Raw genomic sequence first — 26,920 nt, 5'->3', positions numbered from 1 at the left:
CGTTCGACCCGTACCGCCCGCTCGTCTAACGCACTACCCGCTCGACCTGCTCGACCCCGTGGGCCACCGCATGCGGTGGCCCACTTTCCGGGCCAATAGTTGAATCACTATTCAAGAATGGATCCGTCCATGCAGGCCATTGTCATCTCCACCTACGGCGCTCCCGAGGTCCTGCGCCTCGCCGACCTGCCCGATCCCGTGCCCGCGCCGGGGGAGGTGCTGATCCGGGTCAAGGCGTTCGGCCTCAACCACGCCGAGGCCTACATGCGCGCGGGGGCCTGGGGCGAGGTCGCGGCCGTCCCCGGGATCGAGTGCGCCGGCGTGGTCGAGGCCGACCCCTCGGGCCGACTCGCCCCCGGGGCCCGGGTCGTGGCGATCCTCGGCGGCATGGGCCGTACCCGCAACGGCAGTTACGCCGAGCTGGTCACCGTGCCGGCCGCCAACGTGGCGGTGGTGAACTCCTCTCTGGGATGGGCCGAGTTGGCGGCCGTTCCCGAGGTCTACGCGACCGCGTGGTACGGGCTGTTCGGCAACCTGAACCTGCAGGCGGGCGAGCGGGTCCTGGTGCGCGGAGCGACCTCCTCCCTCGGCCAGGCCGCCGTCAACCTCGCCGTCGACCACGGCGCGAGGGTCCTCGCGACCACCCGGAACCCCGCGCACGCGCCGCTCCTGAAGGAACTCGGCGCCGAGGACGTGCTCGTCGACGACGGCCGCCTCGCCGCGCAGGTCGACAAGCGCGCGATGCCGGTCGACGCGGTGTTCGACCTCATCGGCAACAGCGCCCTGCGCGACTCCCTGGCCACGGTCCGCCCCCGTGGACGGGTCTGCCAACTCGGCTTCCTCGGGGGCTTCGAGCCGGTACGCGACTTCGACCCGATCGCCGATCTCCCCACCGGCGTTCAACTCAGCTTCTTCGGCAGCGCGTTCGTCCTGGGCGGCCCGGACTACCCGCTCGCCGACGTCCCCTTGGACGCGATCTACGCCAAGGTCGAATCAGGGGCTCTGCGGGCGGGGCCGGTCCGGGTGTTCCGCTTCGACGAGATCGTCGAGGCCCACCGGGTCATGGAATCGGGCGAGGCGCTGGGCAAGATGACCGTCACCGTCGGCTGAGCCCCCGCCCGGCTTCCCCTTCCCCGCCCGGACCGGATCGCCGGACCGGATCGCCGGGCCGGACCGGCCGCCGGGCCGAGTCGACGTCAGGTGGGCGCGCCGACAACGGGATTGACCGGGGGAGCCGCCACACCATATTTTGAACGCGTTCAATCTCGTGGAGGGGGGCATGGACATGGTTCAGCACGTCTGGCCCGGAGTGGCCGCGGCAGGCGCAGGACCAGCCGGGGGAGCGTTCGCCGCGCCCCCGCCGGCGGCAGGCGGCGGCACCGGGCGGCGTCGGCCGCGGCCGGGCAGGGGGAGGGGGAGCGACCTGTGCTGCGACGCCGTCCAGTCCTTCACCGTCGCCCTGCTGGTCCTGCTGCCCGCGGCCTACCTGACGGTGTTCGAGCTGTCCGACGGCTACCCCGGCGGGGACCCGGCGATGCTCCTCCTGTTCGTACTGCCGCTCCTGCTCCTCCCGTTCGCGATCGGCGCCCGCGCCTGGGCCGATCACCGGCGGGCGGCCCTGCGCTGGTTCGGACACGCCGTGGTGTACTACGCCGCCTACTTCCTGGCCCCGTTCACCCTGTTCCTCGTCCTGGTCTCGTCGGCCTTCATCGCGGCCCTCGACGGCACCTGGACACCGGACTCCCCACTACAGGACGCGCTCGCACTCATCGCCCTGGCCGCACTGGTGATCGGCGGGCCCGTCGTCGTCGCGCTGCTCATGGTGGCGCCATGGGCGGTGCGGGGGCTGGACGCGCGCCCCGCCCTCGCCGTCCTCGCCAACCTCGTACCGGCCTTCATGGTCCTGACCGGCGCCGTTCCCGCCGTGATCGTCATCATCGTCCACCTGGTCTTCACCCGCCGGGTGATGCCCACCGCCACCCTGCGCCGCTCCCACAGGCAGCGCAGGCCCACACTCCACCACCCCACCAACGGCCCTACCGGCGACCGGCCCTGACGGACCGGACCACCGCCGGCCGCCACCGGCTCGAAGGCCGAAGGCAGGAGCCTGCTCCTACCGCGCCGCGAACCCCCCTGCCCGGATGCGGCAGGGAGCCCGGTGGACCTGCCCGACCCGGCCGGGGCGCCGGGGCAGATCCAGGAGCCCGACCGTCCCGCTGCGCCCGGACCGCCGTCCCGCGGTCCGTCCGCAACGCCCGGCCCCCGTCCCGGGACGCCCGGCGGAAAACCTCTTCGGCCGCGTTGTCACATCCGGGGCGGGCGGCGGGTCAGTGAAGTGTCCGAGCAAGACCAAGCAGTCCGAGCAAGACCAGCCAGGCGGTCGGAGCCCTTTCGGTCCGCCTCCCATCACCCGAAACCGGAGTACCACCATGTCCGTCGCCTATGTCGTCCTCGCCGTCGTCAGTGCCGTGTGGGTCGGCTTCTCCGGCGTGTCCCTGGCGCGCCGCGCGGAGTTCGTCACCCAGCCGCTGGTGCAGTACGGCGTGCCCCGCTCGTGGTGGACCCCGCTCGCCCTGGCCAAGCTCGCCGGTGCCGCGGGCCTGCTGGTCGGCCTTGCCGTACCGGCGATCGGCGTCGCCGCCGCGGTCGGCCTGATCCTCTACTTCCTCGGCGCCGTGATCACCAACGTGCGGGCCCGCTCGTACAGGACCACGCCCTTCCCGCTCCTGTACCTCGCCCCCGTCGCGGTCACCCTCGCCCTCGGCCTCGCCGCCTGACCGGGCCGATCCGCGGAGGGCGGCCGACCGCCGGGCCGCACCCGGGAGTTCCTCCTGGCGACTCGTCGCCCGCTGCCCGCACAGCCCCGTCGGCAATCACCCGGCCCGGCGGGGGGAACGGCCCGGATGCGGACGACGGCACCACGACCGATGCAGGAGCACTCCGGCAACAGCCCCGGGAACGACCCCGGGAACCGCCCCGGCACCGGCCCCGGGGCGGCGGATCACCCGCCCGCGATCGGGCCGAGGTAGGTGCCGCCGGAGACGTCGATGGTCTGGCCGGTCACCCAGCGGCCCTGCGGACCCGCCAGGAAGCCCACCACATCCGCGACGTCCCCCGGCTCGCCGATCCGGCCGAGCGCGGTGATCGACTCAAGTCCGGCCATCGCCTCGGGAACGCCGGTCCACCCGGCGGTCATGTCGGTCAGCACCACCCCGGGTTCGACCGTGTTCACGGTGATCCCGCGCCGCCCCAACTCGTTGGCGAGCGAGGGGCCGAGGGCGGCCAGCGCCGCCTTGGTGACGGTGTAGCCGATCTGGACGGGGTTCGCGATCCGGGTGGCCGCCGAGCCCACGTTGACGATCCGCCCGCCGTCCCGCAGCAGCGGCAGCGCCCGCTGCACCACGAAGAGCGGCGTGCTCACGTTGACCGCCAGAAGCCGCTCGAACTCCTTCTCGGTGAGCTGCCCGATCGAGCCGACCGAGTGGATGCCCGCGTTGTTCACCAGGATGTCCAGGCCGTCCGCGCCGTGCTCCGCCAGCCCGGCGGTGAGCCCCTCGAACAACCGGTCCACCGCACCGCTCTCGCCGAACCCGGCCTGCACCGCGAACGCCCGCCCGCCGGCCTCGGCGACCATCGCCACCGTCTCCGCGGCGGCCGCGCCGTTGCCCCCGTAGTGGACCGCGACCAGCGCCCCCTCGGCCGCGAGCCGCAGGACGACCGCCCGCCCGATCCCGCGCGAGCCGCCCGTCACCAGTGCCGTCCTGCCGTCCAGTTCCCCCACGGTCGCCTCTCCCCTCCCACGGCCCCGGCCGGATCCGGGGCGCCGGCCCCATGCCAGGATCGTCCCAGACCACCCTCGCCGACCGGTAGACCGCAGGCGCACCGGCCCGGGCGGGGCGGAGCCCGGGCCGGTGCGACCAGCAGTGGCCCCGCCGCTCCGCCGACCCCCTCCGCACCGCCTCTGTTGATCACCCGATCCGGATCGGGTACCGTCCCGCGAGGCCTTCCCCGCGGGACGGTACCCACTAGGGAGAGGACGGCCATGCGAGTACGGAGCACGGTTGGACGCTGCGGCCCCGGCCGGCCGGGACGCGCGGCCGCGGTGGCCGTGCACGTGGTCGCCGCCGTCGCCCTGGCATCCGGCTGCACGGCTGCGGACCCGGATCCGAGGGCGTACCCGGGCACCCCGAAGGGGCAGACCCTCGAAGGGGTCGCGAAGGCGTTCGGGCTGGACCTGCCGGCCTGCGACCTGAAGGGCGTCGGGTTCTCCGGGAGCTCGAAGTACCCCGCTCAGGACCTCAACCTGAGCTTCCGGGCTCCGAGGGACTGCGTGGGCCGCTTCCTCTCCGCACACTCCGTCGACCTCTCCCGCCCGGTCCACTGGACCCCCGGGCAGGGGACCGGGACCGGGTTCGACTCCGACACGGTGACCCGGGACTTCGGCTGGTCCTTCGACAAGGCCGTGACCTACGACCTCTTCGTCGACTTCACGACCTCCACCGGGAGCCGCTTCAGCGTGGTGGCGGACCAGGACCGGGGACAGGCGGAGCAGACGGTGTACATGGAGTCCCGCCACCTCGGCGGCTCCTGACCCGGCCGCGGCCATGCCCGAGCCCCGGCCCGCCGCTGCCGCCCGCGGGGTACCGGGAGGGCTGTCCTCAGCGCAGCGCGACCTCGCCTGCGCGGACGGCACCCATCACGCGCGCGACGGTCTCCCGGGTCTCGCCGACCGGAGCCGCGTAACCGATGGCGCCGCGCGCGGCGTCCTCCCCGAGCGTGCGGGTGATCACCCACGCGGCGAGGTACTGCGACGCCAGGCAGCCGCCCGCGGTGGCGATGTTCCCCTCGGCGTGGAACGGCGCGTCCAGCACGGTGACGCCGCAGGCCTCGACATAGGGCCTGCTCGTCAGGTCCGCGCAGGTCGGCATCCCGTCCAGCAGCCCGAGCCGTGCGAGCACCAGCGCACCGGAGCACTGCGAACCGATCAGCTGCCGCGACGGATCCAGCGGCAGCATCGCGAGCATCCGGTCGTCGGCGACCACGTCGCGCGTCCTCACCCCGCTGCCGATCAGCACGACATCGGCCTCGGCGACGAACCCCATCGGCCGCTGCCCGGTCACCTCGACACCGTTCATCGACGTGACCACGGGCGCGGGCGTCGTGATGAAGGCCTCCAGGCCGTCCTTGCGGCACCGGTTGACCAGCGCCGAGGCGATGAAGCTGTCGAGCTCGTTGAACCCGTCGAAGGTGACCACGGCTACCTGCATCGCAACTCCCCGAGTATGACGTCCGGACAACAATCCTCCCAGGCGCGCCCAGGCCGGGTCACGGGCCCCACCGGGGCCCGCAGGCCGCCCCGCCCCGCGAACCGCGCCGCAGGCACCGGCGTGCATACTTTCCGGACGATCAGTGGGACGTAGGGGTGATGACGCGGTGAAACTGGCTGAGGCGCTCGCGCAGCGCGCGGCTGCGGTGCGGCAGGTGGAGCAGTTGCGGGCGCGCGTCGTCGGCAGCGCCCGCTACCAGGAGGGCGAGGAACCGGCCGAGAACGCGGCGGAGGTCCTGGCCCAGGCCGGAGAGGTGCTGGACGAGCTGGAGCGGCTGATCCGCCAGATCAACCGGACCAACTCCACCGTGCTCATCGAGGGCGGCGGCACCCTCACCGACGCCCTCGCCCGCCGGGACGTCCTGCGGCTGCGCCACTCGGTGACGACCGCGGCCGCCGACGCCGCCTCCGGGCGTGACCAGCGCGGAGCCGTACGCCAGCTGCGGTCCGAGCTCAGGATCCTCTCCGCCCTGCCGGTCGCCGAGCTCCGCGCCCGGGCGGACGCCCTGGCCAAGGAGATCCGCGAGGTGGACACCCTGGTCCAGCGCACCAACTGGGAGATCGACCTGATCGAGGACTGACCCCACAAGCAGGGTGTGGGAAGCAGGTAGTCGTCACGGAGGCGTGCACACACCGAGGGTCGGCGGTCAATCCGGCCCCTGGCGCGTGAAGAGCAACGCAGGGGTTCGATTCCCCACCAACAGTGCAGCTCAGCACCGCGTACAGGTGACAGCGCACACCGCACAGCTCACCACCATGTGCAGATCCGGACGACGAGGGCGGGAACGGGGCGCCCCACACCCGGTGCGAGGGCCGTGCACAGCACGGCCCTCGCACCCACTCCACCCGCATCCGCTCAGGAGGCGCCATCAGGGTCAGCCACTGATTGATCTCTGCGCGATGTCGTACCGCCGTCCTCCGTAGTCCAGCAGAACCGCGCTCCCGGACCCGCCGGCCGCCGCGGAGAAGGCCGATGCCTGCGCCGCGCCCGGCGCGCCGCCCCGCCTCCCGTCCGGCCGCGGTTCCGGCCAGACAGGGGGCGGTTCGGGCCAGCCGACCGCAATCGCGATGCCCGGGCCGCCGGGCGGAACGTACTGTCGAGAGGTCTGCTGGCAACAACCCCCGGGGGGCGGGTTCGTGACGGCCGGCCATGGGCGGCTTCGACGGCCGCAGGCGACGTGTGCCTCTTCCCGGACCTTGCGCCCTCCCGGACCTCGCAGCTTCCCGCCCGAACCGCGCCGAACCCGTCACCGCGCCGAACCCGTCACCGCGCCGAACCCGTCACCGGGTCGGCCCAGCACCGGGTCGGCCCAGCACCGCGCCGACCCAGCGCCTGCGAACACCGATCCTCCACCGCGCGTCCTGTGCCCGCATCGTGTGAAACGCCGAGGTAGGGAGTCCTCACCGTGCCATCCTTGCTGCACTACGACATCGTCACCGATCCGACATCGCTTCAGGCGTCGCAGTACGGGGCGCCGTCCGTGGGGGCGGTGTACGTGGTCGTCTCCAACGCCGGCACGGACCCCGTGGGCCTGCACGCCCTCGAAGTGAAGGTGCCCGTCGGCGACGGCCCCGGCGACCTGACCCCCCACCCCGAGCGGGTCGAGAGGGGTTTCGAGATCTACCCCCAGTTCCCCAACCCGCCGATCACGTTCGACTGGGACGGGGCGAAGGGCGCCTTCCAGCTGACGTTGCAGCCGCGGATGTCCCTCAACGTGGACCCCGGTGACTCCATAGTCCTGAAACTGGAGAACATCACCGTTGCCGCGGCGGCGGGACTGGCCCTCCTGAAGATCCACGAGAAGGCCCACCCCTTCCGCAAGCCCAAGGCCGACGAATCCCGCGTGGTCACGCTCGGGCTGCTCAAGAACGTTCCGAAGGTCCCGCGCAACTTCCGCCCGGCGCGCACCCGGTTGGACGTGGACGCGGGCGAGCAGGTCAAGCTGGAGTGGAACGGGCCCAGCAACCTCGACTACTGGATCCGCTTTCCGGACGGCACGTCGGAGCACGTCGCCCAGGCGGGGCCGGGGCCCTCGGTGGTCGACCAGCCCTACACCTGGCCCGCCCCCGGCGCCACCCCCGTCCCCGCCCCGAAGCGCGGCACCACGTACACGCTGATCGCCGGGACGAACGTCGGCGGGCAGGCGCAGCACGGGTACTTCCTCACCACCACCGTGCACGCGCTCGTCCCCGAGTTCGAGAGCGGGACGCGCACCCCGTGGATCGAGGGGGCGTCGGACAGGGGCCGGGTCACCTTCACGCCGGACGGCGTGACGGTCGACGACCGGAACCAGGCCCTGGGCACCGTCACCGCCGCCACCGCGGACGTGCAGGATGTGAGGACGGGGTCGGTGAAGGGGCGGACCCCGGCGTCCGGGTGGATCGACTTCCCCGACAGTGGTGTCGACGTCTTCCACGGTCCGAACCGGGACCTCGGCGTGGTCACCGCCGACCGGTTGGACGTCCTCGGTGTCAACACCAAGTGGGTCGGCGACCGCAACAGCGCCAGCGGCTGGCTGGAGTTCCCCCAGTCCGGGATCAACGTCCGCAAGGACGGCGGCCAGGAGTGGGGAACCGTCGCCGCGGACAAGGCCGACCTCAACGGCGTCAACACCAGGTGGGTGCAGGGGCGCACGGCCGACGACGGTTGGATCGAATTCCCCGCTGCCGGGCTGAACGTGTTCCAGGGCGCCGGAGACCGCCAGTGGGGAACCGTCGCCGCGGACAAGGCGGACCTGAACGACCTGGTCACCCGCCGGGCCCAGGTCGAGGAACGCCTCACCCTGAACGGCGGCCTGACCGTCCACGGGGTATCGGAGCTCGAGGGGAGGGTGAACGCCAAGGGCGACCTGCACGTCGACGGGGACTCGGTGTTCCTCGGGAAGGTGAATGCCAACGGGTGCCTGTCGGTCCGCAACAAGGGCCAGCAGCTCATGCACGTCAACGACGGCATGGTGGCGATCCAGGGCGACCTGCGGGTCCACGGGGCGCTGCGCGCGGACAGCTGACGGCCGCGGCGTGACGCCCCCAGCCCCCGCCGGAGCCGTGCTCCGGCGGGGGCGGCCGTCCGCAGGAGCAGCCACAGCAGGGCGGGGCAGGGCGGGGCAGGCCCGGGCCTCCACCGGGCCGTTCCCTACCCGAGTGCGAGCATCGCCTCGGTGATCTCGCCGACCGCCGCGTGGGGGATCGCGGTGGCGGCCTCCTCGAGGACGAGCAGCCGTGCCCGGGGGATCTCGCGCGCGATCGCCTCGCCGTTGCCGACGGGGAAGAACCGGTCGCGGCGGCCGTGGACGACGAGCGTGGGGGCCTCGATCCCGGGCAGCCGCTCGCGCCAGCGGGGGCTGCAGTCGAGCCTGGAGAACACCATGCCCATCTGGTTGGCCATCTGGACCGGGGGCGCGGTGCCGGGGGTTCGGTCCCAGATGCGTGCGGCGCGCGCGTGCGCGGCGACGGGGTCGTCGCCGAGGATCTCCGCGCCGGCGGCGGCGAACCGCGCGACCGCCCCGCGGTCGGCCCAATCGGGCATCGGACGTGCGAACAGTCGGCCCATCGCCGCCTGGTCGTGGTCGGGGAGGTCGTCGTCGGCCGGGCCGGGGGCGACCGCGCGGGTGCCGACCAGGGTGAGCGCGCAGAAGGCGCCAGGATGGTCGAGCACGGCCACCTGGGCGACCATCCCGCCGACGCCGATCCCCGCGAGGTGTGCGGGCGCCCCGCCGAGCGCTTCGGCAAGGGCAGCGGCGTCGGCGGCGAGGCCGCGCAGGGTGTAGGCGGGTGCCTGCGGATCCGCCGTCGTCGACTCCCCGCTGTCGCGCAGGTCGTAGCGCACCACACGGCGCCCGCCGGCGGCGAGGCGCTCGCACAGCGCGTCGGGCCAGGAGAGCATCGTCGTCCCGCCCGCGAGCAGGACGAGCGGCGCGCCGTCGTCACCGAACGACTCGATGCCCAAGGAGATCCCGTTGGCGCTGACGGTGGTCATCGGATCACCGGACGTCGTCGTGTCCGAGGCCGCGGTCGGGTGCGCTCATGTCGCCCGTCGCGGGGGTGCCCTCGGCGAGCGCGTAGCGCAGGTACACGGTGCCCTGCGGACCGGCCACCGGCGGTTCGAGGAGGGCGAGGTTCGCGGGCACCGCGCCTTCGTCGAACACCTTCTTCCCGACGCCGAGCACGATCGGGTGCACCCAGAGGTCGAGGCGGTCGAAGAGCCTCTCCCGCAGCAGGGTCTGCACCAGGTCCAGGCTCCCGACGACCTTCACGTTCTCGTGCCGGTCGCGGATCTCGCGGACGGCGGCGGCGAGGTCCGGGCCGAGCTGCGTGGACCCGTCCCAGGGGAGGTCCGGCGTGCCGCGGGAGGCCACGTACTTGGGAACGCGGTTGAACAGCTCGGCGATCTCGCCGTCCTTCTGGTGCGGCCAGTACGCGGCGAAGATGTCGTAGGTGCGCCGGCCGAGCAGCAGGGCGTCCGTGCCCTGGTAGGCGGCGATGATCTGCGCCCCGGTGGCCTCGTCCAGCAGGGGTGCCTGCCAGCCGCCGTACGGGAACCCCGCCGGGTCCTCGTCCGGTCCGCCGGGTGCCTGCCCGACGAGGTCGAGGGTCGCGAACATCTCGATGTGGATGAGGCCCATGTCTGTACTCCCGGAGTGTGTGGTTGCCCCTTCGAGATGTAGACCCCCCGGAGCCGGAAAACTCATCGCCACGCCGACACCTGGTTTCCGCACCCATTGGCCGAGCCCTTGCCTCATCTATCGAAACTCGATAGATTCCCATCGTAGATCGATACAAGGATGGGTCATGGGAAAGCTGACAGTACGCGCGCTGCGCGCCGTGCTCGTGGTGGTGCTCACCGGCACCGTGTTCGTACAGGCCTTGATGGCGTGGGCGCTGGTCAGCGGAAACGACCCGGAGGACGGCTCGCTCCCGCTGACCCCGCTGCGCGTGATCACGATCCTGGGCATCGGGACGGCCCAGGTCGCCCTGGTCTGCGTCTGGCGACTGGTGACGATGGTGCGGCACGGAACCGTGTTCTCCCACGCCGCCTTCCGGTACGTGGACACCATCATCGGCGCGATCGTCGCGGCCGCTCTCGTCTGGCTGACGGTCACGGCGATCAACGCCCCCGGCCAGCGGGACGACCCGGGCGTCACCCTCATCATGGGCGGCATCGCCCTGGCCATCCTGGGAGTCGCGCTCATCGTGCTCATCCTGCGGATGCTGCTCGCCCAGGCCGTCGCCCGCGACGTCGAAGCGGCGCAGATGCAGGCCGAGTTGGACACGGTGATCTGATGCCGATCGCCGTCGACATCGACGTGATGCTGGCCAGGCGGAAGATGTCCGTGGGCGAACTCGCAGAGCGCGTGGGAATCACGCCCGCCAACCTGGCGGTACTCAAGAACGGCCGCGCCAAGGCCGTGCGCTTCGCCACGCTCGCCGCACTCTGCGAGGCCCTCGACTGCCAGCCGGGCGACCTGCTCCGCTGGGAGGACGAGGCCCCCGCGACCGAATGAACCACCCCCGCCGCCGGGTTCGGGCCGGTGCGACCGTCGTAGACGCCCCGCTGAACCGCACCGGTTCGAGCACCCGACCGCGGTCGGGTGCTCGGTGCAGGGTCGCCGGCATCAGAGAGCGGTGCCGGACCGGCCTCGACACCACCGCACTGCACCAGGAGATCCTTCCCCGGCTTCGCCGGGTGGTGCCGATGGACGCGGCGTTCCTCGCCGCGGTCGACCCGGTGACGCTGCTGTTCACCTCCGCCCGGGCCGAGGACCCGCTGGGCGGGACCACGGCCGCGTTCCTGGACAACGAGTTCGGGCGTGAGGACGTCAACAAGTTCACCGCCCTGGCGCAGGCCGCGGACCCGGTGGCCTCGCTCGACCGGGCCACCGGACAGGACCGCGCGGCCAGCCCCCGCTACCGGGAGATCATGGCCCCGCTCGGCCTCGGGGACGAACTGCGCGCCGCCCTGGTCAGCGCGGGCCGCTGCTGGGGCGTGCTGTGCCTGCACCGGCAGGACACGGCGCCCGGCTTCACCGACCGCGACATCGCGCTCGTGCGCGCACTCGGCCCGCACCTCGCCCGGGCCCTGCGGGCGACAGCGACCACGCCGCCCCGGGACCCCTCGTCCGGTCCGAGCGCGGTCGGCCTGATGCTCTTCTCCCACGGCCGGCGCCTGGTCTCGATGAGTCCCGAAGCGGAGCAGTGGCTCGCGGAGTTCCCCGACCCGGAGCGGCACGGCCCCGACCGGATCCCCGTCGCCATCCTCGCCGCCGCCGCGGGGCCGGTGCCCTCCACGGTCCGGCTCCGCGGCCGCTCCGGCCGGTGGATCGCCCTGCACACCACCCGGGCAGGCGAGCAGACCGGCGTCGTCATCGAACCCGCCCGCCCCGCCGACCTCGGGCCGATCCTGCTCAGCGCCCGCGGCCTCACCCCCGCGCAGAGCCGCGTCGCCGCCCTCGTCGCCCGCGGCCGCTCCACCCGCGAGATGGTGGCCGAACTCCACATCAGCGCCGGCACCGTCCAGGAACACCTCACGGCGGTCTTCGACAAGTTCGGCGTCCACAGCCGCCGCGAGCTGGTCGCCGAACTCCTGGCCGACCTCACCGGCCCCCCATGACGACCCCGGCCGGGTACGGACGCTGCGGCCGCACCCCGCCCACGGCTCACCCGCTCAGTGCCAGCCGCTGTTCCAGTCCTGGTTCGCGGGTCCGCTGTCCGCACCCGTCCCGGACAGCAGACCGACCAGGAAGAGCCCCACCACGATCAGCCCGAGCACCACCACCCAGAAAGTGTCCTCGGGCCCTGGACGATACGGGCCGCGCGGGCGATCCGGCCGACCGCCGTCCCCGTCATCGCCCCGGCCCTCGGCGTCGCCACCCTCATCGGCCACCCTGCGCCCCCCTCCACCCGGATCCATGGCACCGCTCCACACCCCCGACGTCAAGCCCCCTCGCAGGGGCCTGCTGGCCCATGGCGCCGGCCCGTTCGCTGCCTACGGCACGATCGGACGGCGCGCCGGATGCCCGCCGTTTGAGTGTTCGAACGGATGCGCAGCGTATGGTGGTGCCGGATCTTCGCTGCGGCTGGGTACCGCAGCGGACTTTGACTCCGGGGGGAGATTACATTGGCTGACGTCAACGTCGTTCTGCAGGAACTGCATGCATCGGCGCAGGTGGTGAGGGGGCTCTCGGAGGAACTCGGCACTCCTGTCCAGACCGCGCTGACCTCGGCCACGACGACAAGCAGTCAGCTCGCGGGCTGGTCGGTCTCCGTCGGGCTCGGGCAGTTGGGGAGCAGTTGGAGCGCACCGCTCGCGGCACTCCAGCAGCGGATCGCGGCCACGGGGACCAACCTCGACGCGAACGCCGATGCCCACAACCACAACGAGCAGGCGGTGGCAGGTGCCTGGAGCCAGCAGGGGGCGAAGCAGTGAGCAACCTCTACGAGCTGCTGGTGAAGTTCGACCCGCAAGGGCTGCGCGACGTCGCGAAGAACTGGAAGGCGTTGGCGCACACAGCGGAGACCGTGGGCTCGCGTCACCGCAACCAGGTGAACGGGCCTCTTCACCAGCACTGGGAGGGTGCCGACGCCCAGGCGGCGTTCCCGTTCATGGCGCGAACCGAGCAGCAGCTGGATGTTGTCCGGGTCGAGGCGGAGACGGTCGCGCTGACGCTGAACACGGTTGCCGACCGTATGTACCAGGCTCGGACGAACCTGACGAACGCGGTGCACCGCGCGCAGGACTCCGGCCTGACGGTCTCGGCCGACGGGAAGGTCGACCTTGCGCCGGAGCTCCCGGAGGATCGCAACGATCCGGACGCCCAGACCGCACGCCGCAACCTCATGGGCCTCAAAGCCGGATACCAGACCCGGATCGACCAGGCGCTGAAAGACGCCCAGGCGGCGAGCGACCAGGGCAACACCGCCCTGGGGCGTTTGAGCGGGGACATCCTGAACGGCCAGCGGGTGAACGGGGCCGTCGCCGAGACGCGCACCGATTCTGCGGACGTGATGAAGGACCTGGGCCTGGCCGAGTCCTACATCCCGGACGGCAAGGACCCGCAGAAGAACGCCGAGTGGTGGAAGGGCCTCACGCCCGGCCAGCAGGAGACCTACCTCGCCCTGAACGCAGCCAGGATCGGGAGTCTGGACGGCCTGCCGGCCACCGTCCGGGACGAGGCCAACCGGCTCGTGCTGGACCAGAAGCTCGACGCCCTGCAGGCCGGCACTCCAGCCTCCTTCGGCCTTGACCAGACGACGTACGACAAGCGCAAGGCAGCGCTGGCCGAGATCAAGAAGAAGCTCGAGGAGACTGCCGACGCGAAGAACGAGACACACCAGATGTTCCTCCTCGGCATCGACCCCGAGGCCTACGGCGGGGACGGACGCGCCATCGTTGCCACCGGCAACCCGGACAAGGCCACCCACACCTCCGTCTTCGTTCCCGGGACCAACACCGAGCTGCCAGGTGTTCCGGGGCAGATCGACCTCATTCGCAGGCTCCAGACCTACGCCGTCGGGGCCGCGAAGGAAGGCGAGACCGTCGCCGTGATCTCGTACCTCGGCTACGACACGCCGGAGAGCATCCCGAAGGCGTCGAACCCCATGCGCGGCCTCGATGCCGCCGATGACATGCGCCGCTTCTCCGACGGGCTCAGGGTGGCGCACGGCGAGCCGAAGACCCACCTCAGCTACATCGCACACAGCTATGGCAGCTTCGCCGTCGGCGTTGCCGACAGCGAGAAGGGCGGCCTTCAAGCCGACGACATCGTGACCCTCGGCAGCCCGGGCATGGGGGTCCTGACCGCAGACCAGCTGACAGTCAATCCGGACCACCTCTGGATCGGAGAAGCCACCGACGACCCCACCCGCCTGGTCGGCGGATTCTCCCTGGGGCCCAGCCCCCACATCGTGGGATTCGGAGGACACAACATCGAAATCGACACCTCGGGGCACGGCGGTTACTGGGACGACAAGACGCAGAGCATGATCAACCAGGGCAATATCATTGCCGGTCGGAAACCCACCACGACCCTCAAGGAAGACCCGTTCTGGGGCTCGATCCCCCACTGAGCCTCGACCCGGAGAAACCCATGGTCAGCCCACCCATCCGTCCATTCGCCACCGCGCTGAAGTACCTCGCGGCAGCGACCCTGGCGGTCTCAAGTCTTGGAGCCTGTATGGCGAACCCCAGCACGGGCAAGGACGCTCCCCTGCCGGTCAAGTCCCGCGACGACGCACTCGCCTGGGCGCGACAGATCACCGATCACCTGGCCCAGATCGCCGGAATCCAGATCAACGCCGAGCCGGTCGACCCGCTGTTCAGTCCCTGTGTCGGCAGGAACGGGGAATCCGCGCCCGACGACCGCTACACCCTCATCTACGCCGTCCACAGCTACGTGCCCAACACCCAGCACAACGACGTGGTCCGCAAGGTCAGGGACCTCCTCACGAACGAAGGTCTCAAGATCTCGTCCTACCAGGAGACGCCCGCCGCCCAACCGAGCTCGACCGTCATCGCACGCCATCCCGAGAGCAGGTATGTCGTCGACGTCTCCAGCACCGCCGGCGACAACCGCATGGTCCTGGGGGTCACCACCCCCTGCCTCAAGCCCCCCTCCGCACCGGCCACGTCCGCCCCGTAACCCTGCCGGCCGCGATGCTCGCCGCCGCTGGAGCCAGGAGCACGGCGAGTGAAGGAGGAACGGCGAGCCGGGGGCAGGACGGACGGCTCAGCCCAAGCCCGTGCGCCGGGACCAGGCCTGCTGGACCGTCCGGTAGTCGATCACGGTGATGTCCTCCTGCCGGAGCACATCGCGGGCCCGCTGCGAAGTCAGGAACTCGTAGTCCGTCCGGCGCACGGGCCAGCCGCCGTCGACGGCCTGCGACTCCTCGTCGCCCAGGCCGGGGTGCACCGCCCATTCGCTGAGTCCCGCAGGCAGGTCGCGCAGCATCCGAACGTATCGGGCGGCCTTTCCTTCGAGGCCCAGGGAGAAGCTGTCCAGGAAGTCGTTGTCGACGACCGGCAGCCCGCGAGTGCGCATCGTCCGGCGCCCGGGTTCGAGCCAGACCCGGACCGCGAGGCCGTACTCCGCGGCCAGCGTGACGCTCAGGTCGAGGATGTCGTCGCGGCCGCCGTCGGCCAGGCAGTGGAAGTCGAGGTGGGTCGGCGTGAGCCCGGCGCCGGCGACGGCGTTGATCTGGGCGCGGAACTCGAGTTCGACCTCGTCGAGCCGGGCCTGGCCGAGCAGGGCCGCCCGTCCGGCGGGCGACGGCGGGAACAGCTCGCCCGCAGGGTCCAGCAGCGAGGGGACTCGCTCCCTGGCGGTCAGCGGCCCCCACCGGAAGCGGGGCATCTCGCACACCAGGGTGAGGTGGATTCCGAACGGGATCCGAGGCCGTCGGCCAAGCATCTCCATGGCCTGCGGCGCCGCGGGACACGGGACCATCAGGCTGCACGAACTGGCGATGCCCTCCTCGACCGACTCGACCACCGCCGCGTTGATCGCCGGATACATCCCGAAGTCGTCGCAGTTGACGATCAGCAGCCGCGCATCAGGCGGATACCCCAGCAGCTCACTCGACTGCCCTGCAGGCGTGACCGCTGAGGGATTGTTGGCTTCATCCATGCCCGCAGTCTGGGACCCCGCCGGACTCCACGCATCGGAATATGACCGCCCCAGGGCGACACCGCCGTCATCTCCCGTGAACATCCACGGGCTTGCCGCTCATCAACCGCCGCCGCCACCGGCGAACACATCGCCGGTGGCGGGGTCGAGGGCGGCACCCGGGGGCGGTATCCCTTTCGGGCGGTGGCGCCGTGCCCGATGGGGAACGGATGCCGTTGCGCGCGTTCCAGTGCCGGCTCTGTTCAGCTTGCAGAGCAGCGGTTGGGGAGGCGGCGCCTGAACCGGAGGCTCGTGGGAACGGGCGGCATCCCGGTGGTGGATCGGCAGGATGCCGGCTGCTCGGGGGAGAGGGCAAAAGCGCTGGCCAAGAGCGCAGCCGGTAGCCGGCGCCACGCCGCTGTCGAGCGTGTCGGCGGGTGGATCAGGTGTGCGGGGCCGGCCGCACCCGGGCGGCGCTACCGCAGTGCGACCCGGCGGAAGCCCTGCGGCTGACGGGCACTGAGTTCGTGTCAGATCGTTCGGGCGGGGGTGGTACGGTCCCCGGCGACAGGTCTAGACAACTCAATAATCATTCAGCGAAGGGAAGTTCGTTGCGCCGCTCTGTTTCCGCTGCTCTGTCCACGGCCGTATCCGTCACGTTGCTCTCGGGGTTCTGGGCTGCATCGCCGGCCCAGGCGGCCACCTCGGGGACGACGCCCGCCAACTTCACCGGGACGGTCTCCCTTGACCCCGCCGGGACGGTGGACGGCAACGCGATTGTGACCCTCTCGGGCACGTACCGCTGCACAGGACCCAAGTCCTACGCCGTCGTCAACAGTTCGGTGCAGGGGATGGTCGCCATCGGTGCCTCTGCCATCTGCGACGGTGCCGATCACACGTGGGTAAGCCGTGGCAGGCCCAACCCGGGGCCCCTTGTGAAGGTCGGTCCGGCCCAGGTCGTCACGAGCCTGCAGCTGTGGGAGACGGCGCCCAGTGGCTGGCCGCGCCTCGTCACCTTCGCGACCGATCAGAAGATCGTCGACCTGCGGGCTGCCGCGAACTGACGCAGGGCCCGTCGGCATGCGGGACGGACCTGCGCTCGTCGTGACGTCACCGGTGAAGACCTGGTGAAGAAGCGTCGGTGGGCAGAGCCGGTGGGCGGAAGGGGACAACGCGTGCTCCTGCGGCCCCTTGGGGCGCGCCGGCTCCAGCGCCCGGTCCCCGGTCCCTGTTCCGGCTCGTGTTCCCGGGGTGCCCCACGGCCGGAGGCGCAGCTCGCCCGCGGACCTCCGGCCGCCGGGAAATCCGGGCGTTCCACTTCCGTCCGGGCCCCGCCGGGCCCGACCATGGACCGTGGGAACACCACTGGCAGGACGGTGGCCTCCCGCACCAGTTGGAGTGCTCCGGCCGCCAAGGACGGGACCAAGGGAGCCGGCTGGAGTTGAGGCGGTTCCGCGCGCTGTCCGAGTCCGGCGCGATGAGCCCGCAGCAGTTCGCCAAGGAGGCCGGGTTGAACCGCCGTACGGTCGCCGGGTGCCTGTCGGGCCCGGTCCCGGCCGGCGTCCGGATCGGCGAGTGCGGTACTCGGCATCCGGTCCGGGCCGGCGGCGGCGCCGACGCCGACAGGCCGGACGGAGCGGGTGGCGTTCCCGGAACGCCGGAAGCTGCTCGGCAGAAGTTTGCATGACTGTCATATGGCAGTTCTGCCACTTCTCTACGTTGATCGGTGCCGACCGGAGGCCGGTCGGTCCTTCCCCACCGAGCGAGCGAGGGCACATGAAACGACACACCACCCCGGCCGCGGCTAACCAGGGCGCCGGAGCCATCGGCATCGTCCAGATATCCGACCTGCACCTGCGGGAAGCTCCCGGCGCGCGGACGTTCGCCGCGCACGAACCCGACGACGGGCTCGCCGCCGTCCTCGCCGACGCGGAGCGGGAGATCGGGGAGGCTTCGCTGGTGGTCGCCACCGGGGACCTGGCGGACACGGGTGAGGCGGGCGCGTACGAGCGCATGGGTGAGGTCCTGGACGCCCTGCCCGCCCCGGTCTACTGCCTCGCCGGCAACCACGACCGGCAGGACGAACTGCAGGCCTTCCTGCCCCGCCCCAACGTGCACCTCGAACCCGCGGTCCGGGTCGGGAACTGGCTGATGTTGTTCCTCGACACCAACGCGCACGGTCGCGAGGCCGTCGGTGACGGTACCTACCGCGACCGCGACGACCGGGTCCACGCGGCTGCCCAGCCGGCCCTCACCCCGTTCGAGGAGGCACGCGCCCGCGCGGTCCTGGCGGCGACGGGGGCCGACCACGTCTTCGTGTGGCTGCACCAGCCGCCGCTTCCGCAGACCGCGCCGGACGCCCAGGGGGACAGTGAACTCGCTCTGCTCGTACGTGACTTCCCGAAGATCCGGGCGATCGGGGCCGGCCACCTGCACGGTGACCGGTCGGGCGAGTTCGAGGGACGCCCCGTGTACGTGTGCCCGTCGACCTTCTTCAGCATCGACCACGCGAACCGGCGCCTGGAAGGGCCCGGTTACCGTACCTACACGCTGTACCCGGACGGCCGCGTCGACAGCGAGATCCGCACCGTGCCCGGCGGGATCACCGACGCCATGCGCGCCGAGCCCCTCCCCGGCTTCCTCGCCGATCTGCTGGCGGGCCGGATCACGGGGGAGGAGCTGCGGACGCTGAGCGACGCCGAGTTCGAGGAGCGCTTCGGCGAACCCCGCCCGATGCGCCGGAGTTGACCACCGGCCCGGACCCGGCCCGGACCCGGCCCGGACCCGGCCCGGACCCGGCCCGGACCCGGCCCGGACCCGGCCCGGACCCGGCCCGGACCCGGCCCGGACCCGGGCCGCCCGTGCCGGTCGGTGCCGGTCCGGGTGCGGGTGCCGGCGGGGCCGGCCTCCACCTCCGCCGTTGTCCGGCCCCCGGCCCGTACCCTGGCGGCTCCTTGGCGGTGTTCTGCGCCCCTGGGTCAGCTGCCGGCTGCGGTCTCCAGGGCGGCGCGCCAGATCGGGCTGTCGACGTAGTGGTTGTCGTACTGCTCGGAGGAGTCCTTGATCTCCTGCGGGCTGGCCTCGCCGCGCATGACCCGGCCGAGCAGGCGCAGGTAGTCGAAGCGGGGCATGCCGGGGGTGAAGACGAAGAGCACATCGGCCTCGGAGCCGGGTGCGGCGGCGAAGGCGTGCGGGGTGTGCGGGGGGACGAGCAGGAAGTCGCCCGAGCCGAGGATCTCGACCTTGTCCTCGACCAGTACCTGGAGCTCGCCGCCGATGACGAAGAACAGCTCGGAGGCCCGGGTGTGGAAGTGGGCCGGGGCGCCGACGGCGCCCTTGGCGAAGGAGGAGCGGTAGCTGGTGATCGAGCTGCCGTCGGTCCCGCAGTCGGCGAGCAGGGTCATGACGCTGCTCGGGTCGCTGGTGGTCTCGGCGGTGGCGGCGCGGGTCAGCAGCGGCTTCAGCGGGTTGGCGGTCATGGTGGTATCCCCCGTGTCGGGCGGTCCCGGCTCCCTGCCGCGACCTTGTGATGATCACTCTAGTCCGGTGGTCGACCGCTGGAATGGTGCATTCCAGGACCGAAACCATGGGTCAATTGGCTTTCGGGGCGGCCCTTCCGGCCACGCAATCGCCGTTCGGCCTTGCCGGGCCCAGCCGTTCGGCCGCCCCGCCACTGCCAGGTGGTCCCGAGTGCCAGACGCCCGGACGGCTGGGGGCTGCTGAGCCAGCTGCGGACGGTCAGCCAGGTGTCGCAGGACGACACACCCGCGCAGCAGAGCGCCTCGCAGGAGATGCTCGCCCCGGTCCGCGGACGGGTGACCTACACCCGCGGCCCGGCCTGGCGCCCGCCGGCCTGCGCGGTCGAAACCGGCGTCGGGCCGAAGGCGTCGGCAAGGCTGGTCAGGATGGAGCCGGACCAGTCGCCCTCCCCGAACACGCCGGCCGGGACGGCGAGCACCCCGTACTCGCGTCGGAGCGTCTCCGCCGGGATCCCGACCGGGAAGAAGTAGTTGCCGGGGCAGGTCCGGCTCGCCACGGGGATCGCCCCGAGCACGTCGTCCGGCAACCGCTCGAACAACCGCTCGGCCCGGGCGGCCAGTTCGTCGACGACCTGGCGGGGCACGTCGCTGTGCTCGGTCAGCAGGCGGTCGGCGAGCCTCAGCTGGGCCGGCGTCGGCGGATCCGCCCGGAACGCCTCGGCCAGTTCGGTTTGCGCCGGACCCAGCAGGACCACGCCGAACGTGCGCGGCCACAGCCATCCCTTGGTGACCGAATGCAGCAGGACCGCACGGCCGGTGTCCAGCAACCGCCGTGTGCCGGCGGCGAACGGGGCTCCCAGGTCGTAGACGCAGTCGATCAGCAGGCGGCGGCGTGGTGATTCCCGCAGCCACGAAACCACCGCGGCGCACTCGGCATCGGAAAGGTACCGGCCGAGCGGCTTGCTGGGGTTGGCGAGCAGCAGGTACTCGGGCCGGTCGTCCGCCGGCGACCCCGGCAGGGCCGGCTCCGGCAGCGTGGGGTAGGACGCGGGCGCCAGGCCCGCAGCGCGGGCCAGCTCGAAGTAGACCGGGTACACGTCGCCGGGCAGCCACAACCGGGCCTGTTCGGCTCGCAGCCGGTGGAACACCACACCGAGCCCGTGCCGGACCCCTCGGCAGACCATGGTGCGGCCGGACCACTCCTGCGGCAGCTCGAAGCGCCGAAGCCAGGCACGGGCGAGATCGCACCGGTGCACCGTGTCGGTGCCGGTCGGCGGTTGCGGTCGCAGCGGAGCAAGCGCCCGGTACACGTTGGTCTCGGCGGCGTCCAGAAGCGACGGGGAACCGCCGAGTTGCCGCTGCCGGAAATCCTGGAACTCGTCGAACCTCATGCCGCCGCACCTTCCGGCACGATCTCGCTGGCCCGGTCCTCCAGGGAGGCGTAGCAGCGTCCGTCGGCCAGGACGTTCCAGCTGCGCGCGATCCCGTTGGTGCGCTCCCAGAGCAGGCTGGGCTCGGTGTAGGCGGCGATCCGCATCGGCCGGCCCTCCCAACTGCCGTGGTAGACCGGTGCGCCCCAGGGCAGGCGGCTCGCCGGTTCGAAGCCGTGCTGTTCGGCGAACCCGGTGACGACGGACAGCGAGACCTGGTGCTGTCGGCTCCAGAGGTTGGCGGCGCGGTCGAAGTAGAGCGACTCCGTACTGGTGGAGACGTAGAGCTCCTTGAAGCAGACTTCCTCGACACCGAGAGCCGCGGCCCACGAGAGGTAGCGGGCGACGCCGGCCGCGTCGGCGACGCCGCCGTGCTGGAGCACGCAGATCAGCCTCATCCGCAGCCCCGGCCAGCGGTCGCGTTCCACGCGCCAGGTGTCGATCACGGAGCCCACCGGCGTGCGCAGCATCATCAGCCGCTCGCTGGCGGCGTCGTCCTGATGGTGCCGGGAGATCGCCAGCACGCTCAGGCCGGCCGCGCTCAGGGCTTCGAGCCGGCCGGCCCGGTCGGCGTGCCCGCCCTTCGCCAAGGTGTGCGCGTTGGTGATCAGGACGACCTTCGGGAAGGCGGCAGAGCAGGCGGACACCAGGCGCAGCTGCTGTTCGAACGGTATGAGCGTGGGCTCCCCGCCGCCGGTGATCACCGCACGCTCGGCACCCGCCGCACGGGCGCGCTCCAGCCAGTGGTCGACCGCGTCCCACGGGAGTCGGGCCGGCGCCTGGTCGCTGGAGATCGAAGCCGAGGAGAAGCAGAACGAACACCGGGCCTGGCAGGCGGAGGCGACCGGAAGAAGCGAAACCGAGCGCGGTCGGGTGTCGGCGTAGCGACGCTGCGCCGATCCGTGCAGGTTCAGGGAGGCCGCCATCGCATCCTCGACGGTTGTCGGGCGCAGAGTGAACTCCTCGCCCGCCCGGTCGAGCTCGTGGACCGCCGACAACCGGATGCGGGCCTCGTGCAGTTCCATGCCGAGGCCGGTCGACACGTTGGGCACCAGCTTGCCGGGGTCCACCGTGGTCTCCAGCACCAGCAGCCGGTCGCCCGGAACGGCCAGGCGGTCCAGCAGGCGTCGCGCCTTGCCGATGCCGATTCCCAGCTCCGCACGGGTCAGCAGGTGGAACCGGTCGGGATAGGTGCTCTCCGGAATTCCCGACTTACCGTAAGTGAGCGCGTATTTGTCGAAGCCCCTCGCGAAGTTCGACAGCACGATGACGTGGAAGCGCTGGTCGCTGTGGTCCATCCCGTCATCATGCAGGAACGGGCCCGGCCGGCCCGGGCCGGGCTGCACGCGGAACACGGTGTGCGGAGCCCGTCTGCGGCCCCCGCGGGTGCCTTCGCGCCGCAGGACGGCGTGGCCGCGCGGGAAGCCGAAGGCGGCGTCCGAGCAGGTCGGCCGTTGCCCTTGTCCAACCGTCTCGTTAGGTCGACGAGGTCATGGCGGCCGGCGCAGAGGGCGGAAGGGGACAGCGTGCTTCAGGCATCCATCGACGATACGGAGGTCGAACCGGGGCACGTCTACGAGTGGAGGCTGACCGCCCCCCGGATGCGCGGCGGCGGATCCGGCGCGGGGCGGCGGACCACCGGCTACAACCAGGTCAAGCACTTCGCGGTCGCCCAGCACACGCACGACGCGGGCGAGACCGTCCCCACCTACGTGGCGACGACGTTCGAGCTGCCCGGTCCGGTCGAACTGGACGCGCTCGGAGCCGCGCTGTTGCACTTCGTGCGGCGGCACGAGGTGCTGCGCTGCCGCTACCGGACCAGCGCCGGCGACCTCATCGGCGAGGCCCTCGACCCGGACGACATCGAGCTCAAGCTCGTCGACGTCGGAAGGCTCGATTCCGCCGACGAGGTCCGCGCCTACCTCCACGAGTTCTTCCAGGGGGTGGACCCCCTGGGCTGGCCACTGATCGTCATGGGCGCCGTGGTCCGGGAGGCATCGGCCACGGTGCACCTGTCCTGGGACCACCTCGTCACGGACGGCCTGTCGAACCCGCTCGCCGTACGCGACATCGCCACGGCATACACGGCGTACGCCCGCAACGAGCAGCCCGAGCTGCCGCAAGCGGGCAGCTACCTCGACTTCAGCCGCGAGGAGCGGGAGCTCAACCGGGCCCTGACCGCCGACGACGAGCGGCTGGAGCACTGGAGGGGGTTCATGGCCCGCAGCGGCGACTTCTTCCCGCGCTTCCCGCTCGACCTGGGTACCCGGCCCGGCCGCTTCTACCCGACGGCGCACGACACGGTGACCCTGCTGGACGACGCCGCGACCGCCGCACTGGAGACCCGCTGCCAGGAGGCGGGAGGGAAGCTCTTCACAGGCCTCCTGGCCGCGGTCGGCGTCGCGATCAGGGAACAAGGCGGACCCGACGTCTACCGCGGGCTGATGCCGATCAACGAGCGCGGACGAGGCACCTACGCCCACTCCGTGGGCTGGTTCATCAACACCGTGCCCATCGAGTTCCCGGTACCGGAAGGGACGGACCTCCCCGACCTCCTGGCCCACGTCCACGCCGCCGTCGACCTTCAGGGCCGCTACTCCGATGTGCACTTCGTGAAGGCGTGGCGGCTGCTGTCCCCGGCGGAGTACGCGTCGATGCACTACTGGCCGCACGCCGTGAACTTCTTCTCCTACAGCGACTACCGCCGCTCACCCGGAGCCGAGCACCACACCACGTGGCGCCCCCGGCTCCACGTCTGGCTGGAGCGCCACAACGGCATCATCCTGTGGCTGCACCGCAACGACACGGGGCTCCACCTGAACTCCGCCTACGTCGACACGGTCGTGGCCAGACGCACCAAGGCGGACCTGGTGAGCGCGCTCGTGCGGACGCTGACGAACATCGTGCGGTCCGGACGCCTCTGACGGGGCGTGGCCCCGGCTACGCGGTGTACGGCCCGTGGTCGGCCCGACCTCGCCCGGGTCGGCTGCCGGTGCGGGTGGTGTGCGGGGCCGGGTGGTCGACGCGGGTGGCGGCCGTCGGCCTCACCCGAACAGGCGGTGGCGAATCGTTGCCTCTTGCGGCCTCCGGGTGAACACAGGGGTGGAGGGCCCGCTGAGCGGTGATGGAACCTCGCGACGCATCAGCCGTACGGGAGGTCTTCGTGAAACGCAGCCGTGTCATCGCCGTGTCGGTCGTGGGGGCGTTCGCCGTCGGATCGGGAATCGCCTTCGCTCAGCAGGCCGGACCCGCCCGGGTCGCAGCAGAGCCGATCGAGCTCCACACAGTGGGCAACTACATCACCCTGCAGCCGGGACAGGAGGCCACGGTGAGGAGCAGGCAGTGTCCGGCCGGTGAGATGGCCGTCAGCGGCGGCGTGTTCGCGGGCGGGAACCCCGGCGCCTTCACCATGACCGCCAGCACTCCGTGGTGGGACCAGGGCCCCAGGGGATGGTTCGCCGGCGGGCGGAACAACGGCTCGCAGCCGCTCGACATGTACGTATACGGGTTCTGCACTGCGGCCACCATGCCGGGAGCCCTCACGGCGGACCGGGACGGCCTCCTGCCCTGGCTTCCCCCCGGCCCTGACCCCCTGCCGGGACGGACCGGCACCGGGTGAAGGACGCTGCTTCCGAGCCCTGCGGCGAGGTCTGGGGCAACAACGGCAGCACCGGCCGCGGGCACAACAGCGCCCTCTACGGCACCCCGGACGGCCGCCGGCTGGTGGCGGTCTCGACCAACGGCTACCGCAACACCGGCCAGGGCTGGAGGGCCTCGCAGAAGCTGCTGGCGACCGCCTTCTGCGGCCGCCAGCCGGCCACCGCGGCCGACCCCGCCCCGACCGGCTGACCACCCGCCCGGCCTCCCGGCCTCCCGGCCGCCCGGCCTCCCGGCCTCCCGGCCTCCCGGGCATTAGGCTCATGATCAGAAGTACTTCCGGGTACGGAAGTTCACCCTCACGACACACCATCCCCGGAGGTGGCCCATGGCCGGGCAGATACGCTCGCGCATCTCGGCGTACGCGATCGCGACGATGGAGGACCAACTGCTGCTGACCCGGCTCTCGGAGGCGTCACCGGTCTTCCTGCCCGGCCTGTGGCACCTGCCCGGCGGCGGAATAGACCCCGGCGAGCAGCCGCAGGAGACCCTCGCCCGCGAGCTCCACGAGGAGACCGGCCTCGAACTCGCCGACTCCCGCCTCGTCGACGCCCGCAGCTACAGCGCCCACCGCCTCGGCCTGGACTGGCACCTCGTCGGCCTCTTCTACCGGGTCGACCTCAAGCTCGGCACCCTCAAGGTCACCGAGACCGACGGATCCACCGCCGAGGCCCGCTGGCTGCCCCTGTCCGACCTCGCCGACCCGGTCCTCTCTCCCGCCGCCGTCGACGCCCTCCGCATGATCGGCCGCTGACACGCGGCACCGGTCCTGAGTGCGTCACATGCCTTGGAGGGCGTCGCGCAGCCGCGCGTCGAGGGCGGCTGATGCGGATCTCCACCGCCGTTCGAAACTCCATGCATCGGCCAGGCCTGACTGCTCCCTCGTCGTGCCCCACGAGCTCTCGTAGGAGCCGATGTCGATTCCACCGCTCTCCAGCCCGGACTGCCTTTCCCGCTCCCAATTCAAGCGATCCCGCTCGACCTCCCGGTCGATCCAGGTCAATCCCTCGAAGAACTGGAGGGCCAGTTCTTTCTCTTCATCGGTCAGTACAGCCCGATGCGTGATGAGGAAGGCATTCAGCCGGGGTTCTTCCGACCTCATGTCATGGCCGCCTACGTGCCAGCGTGAAGCGAGTTCCATCGCCTTGAGCATCTGCGTCAGTTCACGCAGTGCCTGGAGGCGTTCCTGCTGATAGACAACGCGCAATGCACGTGTTCTCTCGATCTCCGCGAGTCGAAGGTTCGCGGCCTCGGTTGCGGCCTGCCGGTCCTCGGTCCGCTTCCACTGCAGGTAGCCGAGCAGGGCAACCGCAAGAGCGACCAGTCCCGAACCGACCACCGCGACGATTTCCATGCGCCCAGTATTCGAAGCCCGGCGCCGCGCGGGAAGAGGCCCGGATCCCGCCGGCCCTCGGCCCCCGTACTCGCCCGCGGGGGAGAGGCCCCCTGCCGCACCCTGCGAGCCGGCCCCCGGACGGCGCCGGTCACGCGGAGGCCTCGCCCATCGTCAGTGCGGTGCGCGCCTGCCCGCGTAGCCAGGCGTGGGCGGGGTCGGTGTCGTAGCGCTGATGCCATGACAGGTAGACGGGTGCCGGCGGTAGTTCGAGCGGCAGGGGGAGTACGGCCAGGCCGAGGTCGGTGACCGCGCGGCGGGTGGTGGCCTCGGGGACGCCGACCAGGAGGTCGGAGTCGCGCGCGAACTCCAGTGCGGCGGCCTCGGTGGGCGCGGTCGCCACCACCCGGCGGGTGAGGCCGAGCCGGGCGAGGGCGTCGTCGAGGGCGTTGGTGAGGTTTCCGCGCCGGGAGACGGTGATGTGCTCGGCGGCGGCGAACCGCTCCGCGGTGACGGTCCGGTCGCGGGTGAGGGGATGCCCCTGCCGCAGGGCGACGACGAGGCGGGTCTCGCCCACCTTCTCGGCGCGGATGTCCGGTGTGCCCGGGCGGTTGGCGTTCGCCTCCAGGTCGACCTCGCCGCGCTGCAACTCGGGGGTGTCGGTGCTCGATTCCGCGACGAAACGCAGCCGCACCCCCGGCGCCCGGGCGCGCACGGCCGCGAGCAGCGCGGGGCCGCTCGCGGCGACCAGGGAATCGTGCCAGCGGAGCGTGAAGGTGCGCTCCAACGTCGCCAGATCGAGTTCACGGCTCGGTGCCAGCACCCCTTGGACCTGCTGCAGGAGCTCGTGCACCTGTGCCCGTACGGCGATCGCGTACGGCGTCGGTGTCATCGTCCGGCCCGTGCGCACCAGGATCTGATCCCCGGTCGTGCGCCGGATCCGGCCGAGGCTGCGGCTCATCGCGGGGGCGGTGACATGAAGGCGCGCGGCCGCGCCGGCCACGCTGCCCTCCTCCAGCAGCGCGTCGAGCGCGGCGAGCAGATTCAAATCCAATTGCATGCGGGTAACTCTAGACGTTCCTGACATGCATTTGAAG

General features: G+C 71.7%; 28 protein-coding genes. 18 read left to right on the top strand and 10 right to left on the bottom strand.

Features of this window, described 5'->3' with window-relative positions; genetic code table 11:
* Positions 1-129: 129 nt before the first annotated feature.
* From ACIGZJ_RS17635 to ACIGZJ_RS17625, 3 genes are all read left to right on the top strand, one after another.
* Complete coding sequence (locus ACIGZJ_RS17635) at positions 130-1,110, top strand: zinc-binding dehydrogenase (protein ID WP_396458041.1); 981 nt, start codon at positions 130-132, stop codon at positions 1,108-1,110.
* A gap of 169 nt (positions 1,111-1,279) precedes the next feature.
* Positions 1,280-2,056 (top strand): hypothetical protein, encoded by a 777-nt coding sequence (locus tag ACIGZJ_RS17630; RefSeq protein ID WP_396458040.1) that lies wholly within the window; start codon positions 1,280-1,282, stop codon positions 2,054-2,056.
* Between the two features lie 373 nt (positions 2,057-2,429).
* Positions 2,430-2,777 carry a DoxX family protein gene (locus tag ACIGZJ_RS17625; RefSeq protein WP_396458039.1) on the top strand — a complete coding sequence of 116 codons (348 nt, stop codon included), beginning with the start codon at positions 2,430-2,432 and terminating at the stop codon, positions 2,775-2,777.
* 224 nt (positions 2,778-3,001) lie between these two features.
* Here ACIGZJ_RS17625 and ACIGZJ_RS17620 read toward each other — a convergent pair whose 3' ends face one another.
* Entirely contained in the window at positions 3,002-3,781 is a 780-nt protein-coding gene (locus tag ACIGZJ_RS17620) for an SDR family NAD(P)-dependent oxidoreductase (protein ID WP_396458038.1), read from the bottom strand.
* Positions 3,782-4,042: 261 nt separating this feature from the next.
* Between ACIGZJ_RS17620 and ACIGZJ_RS17615 the strand changes: the two genes are divergently transcribed.
* Positions 4,043-4,591 (top strand): hypothetical protein, encoded by a 549-nt coding sequence (locus tag ACIGZJ_RS17615; protein WP_396458037.1) that lies wholly within the window; start codon positions 4,043-4,045, stop codon positions 4,589-4,591.
* A gap of 67 nt (positions 4,592-4,658) precedes the next feature.
* Here the strand turns inward: ACIGZJ_RS17615 and ACIGZJ_RS17610 are convergent, their stop codons facing one another.
* Positions 4,659-5,267 carry a DJ-1/PfpI family protein gene (locus ACIGZJ_RS17610; protein WP_396458036.1) on the bottom strand — a complete coding sequence of 203 codons (609 nt, stop codon included), beginning with the start codon at positions 5,265-5,267 and terminating at the stop codon, positions 4,659-4,661.
* A gap of 166 nt (positions 5,268-5,433) precedes the next feature.
* On the opposite strand from ACIGZJ_RS17610, the gene ACIGZJ_RS17605 reads away from it, so the two are divergent.
* The gene (locus tag ACIGZJ_RS17605; protein ID WP_392935428.1) at positions 5,434-5,907 is read left to right on the top strand and encodes a DIP1984 family protein; all 474 of its coding nucleotides are present in this window, start codon (positions 5,434-5,436) and stop codon (positions 5,905-5,907) included.
* An 825-nt stretch (positions 5,908-6,732) separates the two neighbouring features.
* Entirely contained in the window at positions 6,733-8,334 is a 1,602-nt protein-coding gene (locus ACIGZJ_RS17600) for a hypothetical protein (protein WP_396458035.1), read from the top strand.
* Between the two features lie 125 nt (positions 8,335-8,459).
* Here the strand turns inward: ACIGZJ_RS17600 and ACIGZJ_RS17595 are convergent, their stop codons facing one another.
* Positions 8,460-9,302, bottom strand: a complete 843-nt coding sequence (locus tag ACIGZJ_RS17595; RefSeq protein WP_396458034.1) for an alpha/beta fold hydrolase — start codon at positions 9,300-9,302, stop codon at positions 8,460-8,462.
* A gap of 4 nt (positions 9,303-9,306) precedes the next feature.
* On the bottom strand, positions 9,307-9,948 hold the full coding sequence (locus tag ACIGZJ_RS17590) for a dihydrofolate reductase family protein (RefSeq protein ID WP_396458033.1): 642 nt from the start codon (positions 9,946-9,948) through the stop codon (positions 9,307-9,309).
* A 166-nt stretch (positions 9,949-10,114) separates the two neighbouring features.
* Here ACIGZJ_RS17590 and ACIGZJ_RS17585 point away from each other — a divergent pair, with 166 nt between their 5' ends.
* The 6 genes from ACIGZJ_RS17585 (at position 10,115) to ACIGZJ_RS17560 (ending at position 14,961) form a co-directional block, all read left to right on the top strand.
* The gene (locus ACIGZJ_RS17585) at positions 10,115-10,606 is read left to right on the top strand and encodes a DUF2975 domain-containing protein (protein WP_396458032.1); all 492 of its coding nucleotides are present in this window, start codon (positions 10,115-10,117) and stop codon (positions 10,604-10,606) included.
* Entirely contained in the window at positions 10,606-10,827 is a 222-nt protein-coding gene (locus ACIGZJ_RS17580) for a helix-turn-helix domain-containing protein (RefSeq protein ID WP_396458031.1), read from the top strand. The genes ACIGZJ_RS17585 and ACIGZJ_RS17580 overlap by 1 nt, the downstream gene beginning before the upstream one ends.
* Positions 10,828-11,018: 191 nt before the next feature.
* The gene (locus ACIGZJ_RS17575; protein WP_396458030.1) at positions 11,019-11,933 is read left to right on the top strand and encodes a LuxR C-terminal-related transcriptional regulator; all 915 of its coding nucleotides are present in this window, start codon (positions 11,019-11,021) and stop codon (positions 11,931-11,933) included.
* 507 nt (positions 11,934-12,440) lie between these two features.
* Positions 12,441-12,749 (top strand): hypothetical protein, encoded by a 309-nt coding sequence (locus ACIGZJ_RS17570; RefSeq protein ID WP_396458029.1) that lies wholly within the window; start codon positions 12,441-12,443, stop codon positions 12,747-12,749.
* Complete coding sequence (locus tag ACIGZJ_RS17565; RefSeq protein WP_396458028.1) at positions 12,746-14,389, top strand: alpha/beta hydrolase; 1,644 nt, start codon at positions 12,746-12,748, stop codon at positions 14,387-14,389. Before ACIGZJ_RS17570 ends, ACIGZJ_RS17565 begins: the two co-directional genes overlap by 4 nt.
* A 107-nt stretch (positions 14,390-14,496) precedes the next feature.
* Entirely contained in the window at positions 14,497-14,961 is a 465-nt protein-coding gene (locus ACIGZJ_RS17560; RefSeq protein ID WP_396458027.1) for a hypothetical protein, read from the top strand.
* 87 nt (positions 14,962-15,048) lie between these two features.
* Here the strand turns inward: ACIGZJ_RS17560 and ACIGZJ_RS17555 are convergent, their stop codons facing one another.
* The gene (locus ACIGZJ_RS17555) at positions 15,049-15,945 is read right to left on the bottom strand and encodes a polysaccharide deacetylase family protein (protein ID WP_396458026.1); all 897 of its coding nucleotides are present in this window, start codon (positions 15,943-15,945) and stop codon (positions 15,049-15,051) included.
* A 590-nt stretch (positions 15,946-16,535) separates the two neighbouring features.
* Between ACIGZJ_RS17555 and ACIGZJ_RS17550 the strand changes: the two genes are divergently transcribed.
* Entirely contained in the window at positions 16,536-16,988 is a 453-nt protein-coding gene (locus ACIGZJ_RS17550) for a DUF6299 family protein (RefSeq protein ID WP_396458025.1), read from the top strand.
* A 712-nt stretch (positions 16,989-17,700) separates the two neighbouring features.
* Positions 17,701-18,672, top strand: coding sequence for a metallophosphoesterase (locus tag ACIGZJ_RS17545; RefSeq protein ID WP_396458024.1), 972 nt, complete (start codon positions 17,701-17,703; stop codon positions 18,670-18,672).
* A 230-nt stretch (positions 18,673-18,902) separates the two neighbouring features.
* Here ACIGZJ_RS17545 and ACIGZJ_RS17540 read toward each other — a convergent pair whose 3' ends face one another.
* From ACIGZJ_RS17540 to ACIGZJ_RS17530, 3 genes are all read right to left on the bottom strand, one after another.
* Entirely contained in the window at positions 18,903-19,403 is a 501-nt protein-coding gene (locus ACIGZJ_RS17540; protein WP_396458023.1) for a cupin domain-containing protein, read from the bottom strand.
* 341 nt (positions 19,404-19,744) lie between these two features.
* Entirely contained in the window at positions 19,745-20,794 is a 1,050-nt protein-coding gene (locus ACIGZJ_RS17535; protein WP_396458022.1) for an aminotransferase class I/II-fold pyridoxal phosphate-dependent enzyme, read from the bottom strand.
* The gene (locus tag ACIGZJ_RS17530) at positions 20,791-22,131 is read right to left on the bottom strand and encodes a radical SAM protein (RefSeq protein WP_396458021.1); all 1,341 of its coding nucleotides are present in this window, start codon (positions 22,129-22,131) and stop codon (positions 20,791-20,793) included. The genes ACIGZJ_RS17535 and ACIGZJ_RS17530 overlap by 4 nt, the downstream gene beginning before the upstream one ends.
* A 228-nt stretch (positions 22,132-22,359) precedes the next feature.
* Between ACIGZJ_RS17530 and ACIGZJ_RS17525 the strand changes: the two genes are divergently transcribed.
* From ACIGZJ_RS17525 to ACIGZJ_RS17510, 4 genes are all read left to right on the top strand, one after another.
* Positions 22,360-23,757, top strand: coding sequence for a condensation domain-containing protein (locus ACIGZJ_RS17525; protein ID WP_396458020.1), 1,398 nt, complete (start codon positions 22,360-22,362; stop codon positions 23,755-23,757).
* A gap of 239 nt (positions 23,758-23,996) precedes the next feature.
* On the top strand, positions 23,997-24,452 hold the full coding sequence (locus ACIGZJ_RS17520; protein WP_396458019.1) for a hypothetical protein: 456 nt from the start codon (positions 23,997-23,999) through the stop codon (positions 24,450-24,452).
* The gene (locus ACIGZJ_RS17515; protein ID WP_396458018.1) at positions 24,449-24,682 is read left to right on the top strand and encodes a hypothetical protein; all 234 of its coding nucleotides are present in this window, start codon (positions 24,449-24,451) and stop codon (positions 24,680-24,682) included. Before ACIGZJ_RS17520 ends, ACIGZJ_RS17515 begins: the two co-directional genes overlap by 4 nt.
* A gap of 136 nt (positions 24,683-24,818) precedes the next feature.
* Positions 24,819-25,244, top strand: a complete 426-nt coding sequence (locus tag ACIGZJ_RS17510; protein ID WP_396458017.1) for an NUDIX domain-containing protein — start codon at positions 24,819-24,821, stop codon at positions 25,242-25,244.
* A gap of 24 nt (positions 25,245-25,268) precedes the next feature.
* On the opposite strand, the gene ACIGZJ_RS17505 is transcribed toward ACIGZJ_RS17510, so the two are convergent.
* Positions 25,269-25,844, bottom strand: coding sequence for a hypothetical protein (locus ACIGZJ_RS17505; RefSeq protein WP_396458016.1), 576 nt, complete (start codon positions 25,842-25,844; stop codon positions 25,269-25,271).
* A gap of 130 nt (positions 25,845-25,974) precedes the next feature.
* A complete protein-coding gene (locus ACIGZJ_RS17500) occupies positions 25,975-26,883 on the bottom strand; it encodes a LysR family transcriptional regulator (RefSeq protein WP_396458015.1) in 909 nt (302 codons plus the stop codon).
* Positions 26,884-26,920 lie beyond the last annotated feature (37 nt).

Source organism: Kitasatospora sp. NPDC052868 (assembly GCF_044547105.1).
Taxonomy (GTDB): Bacteria; Actinomycetota; Actinomycetes; order Streptomycetales; family Streptomycetaceae; genus Kitasatospora.
This window is presented reverse-complemented; position numbering and strand designations above follow the sequence as displayed.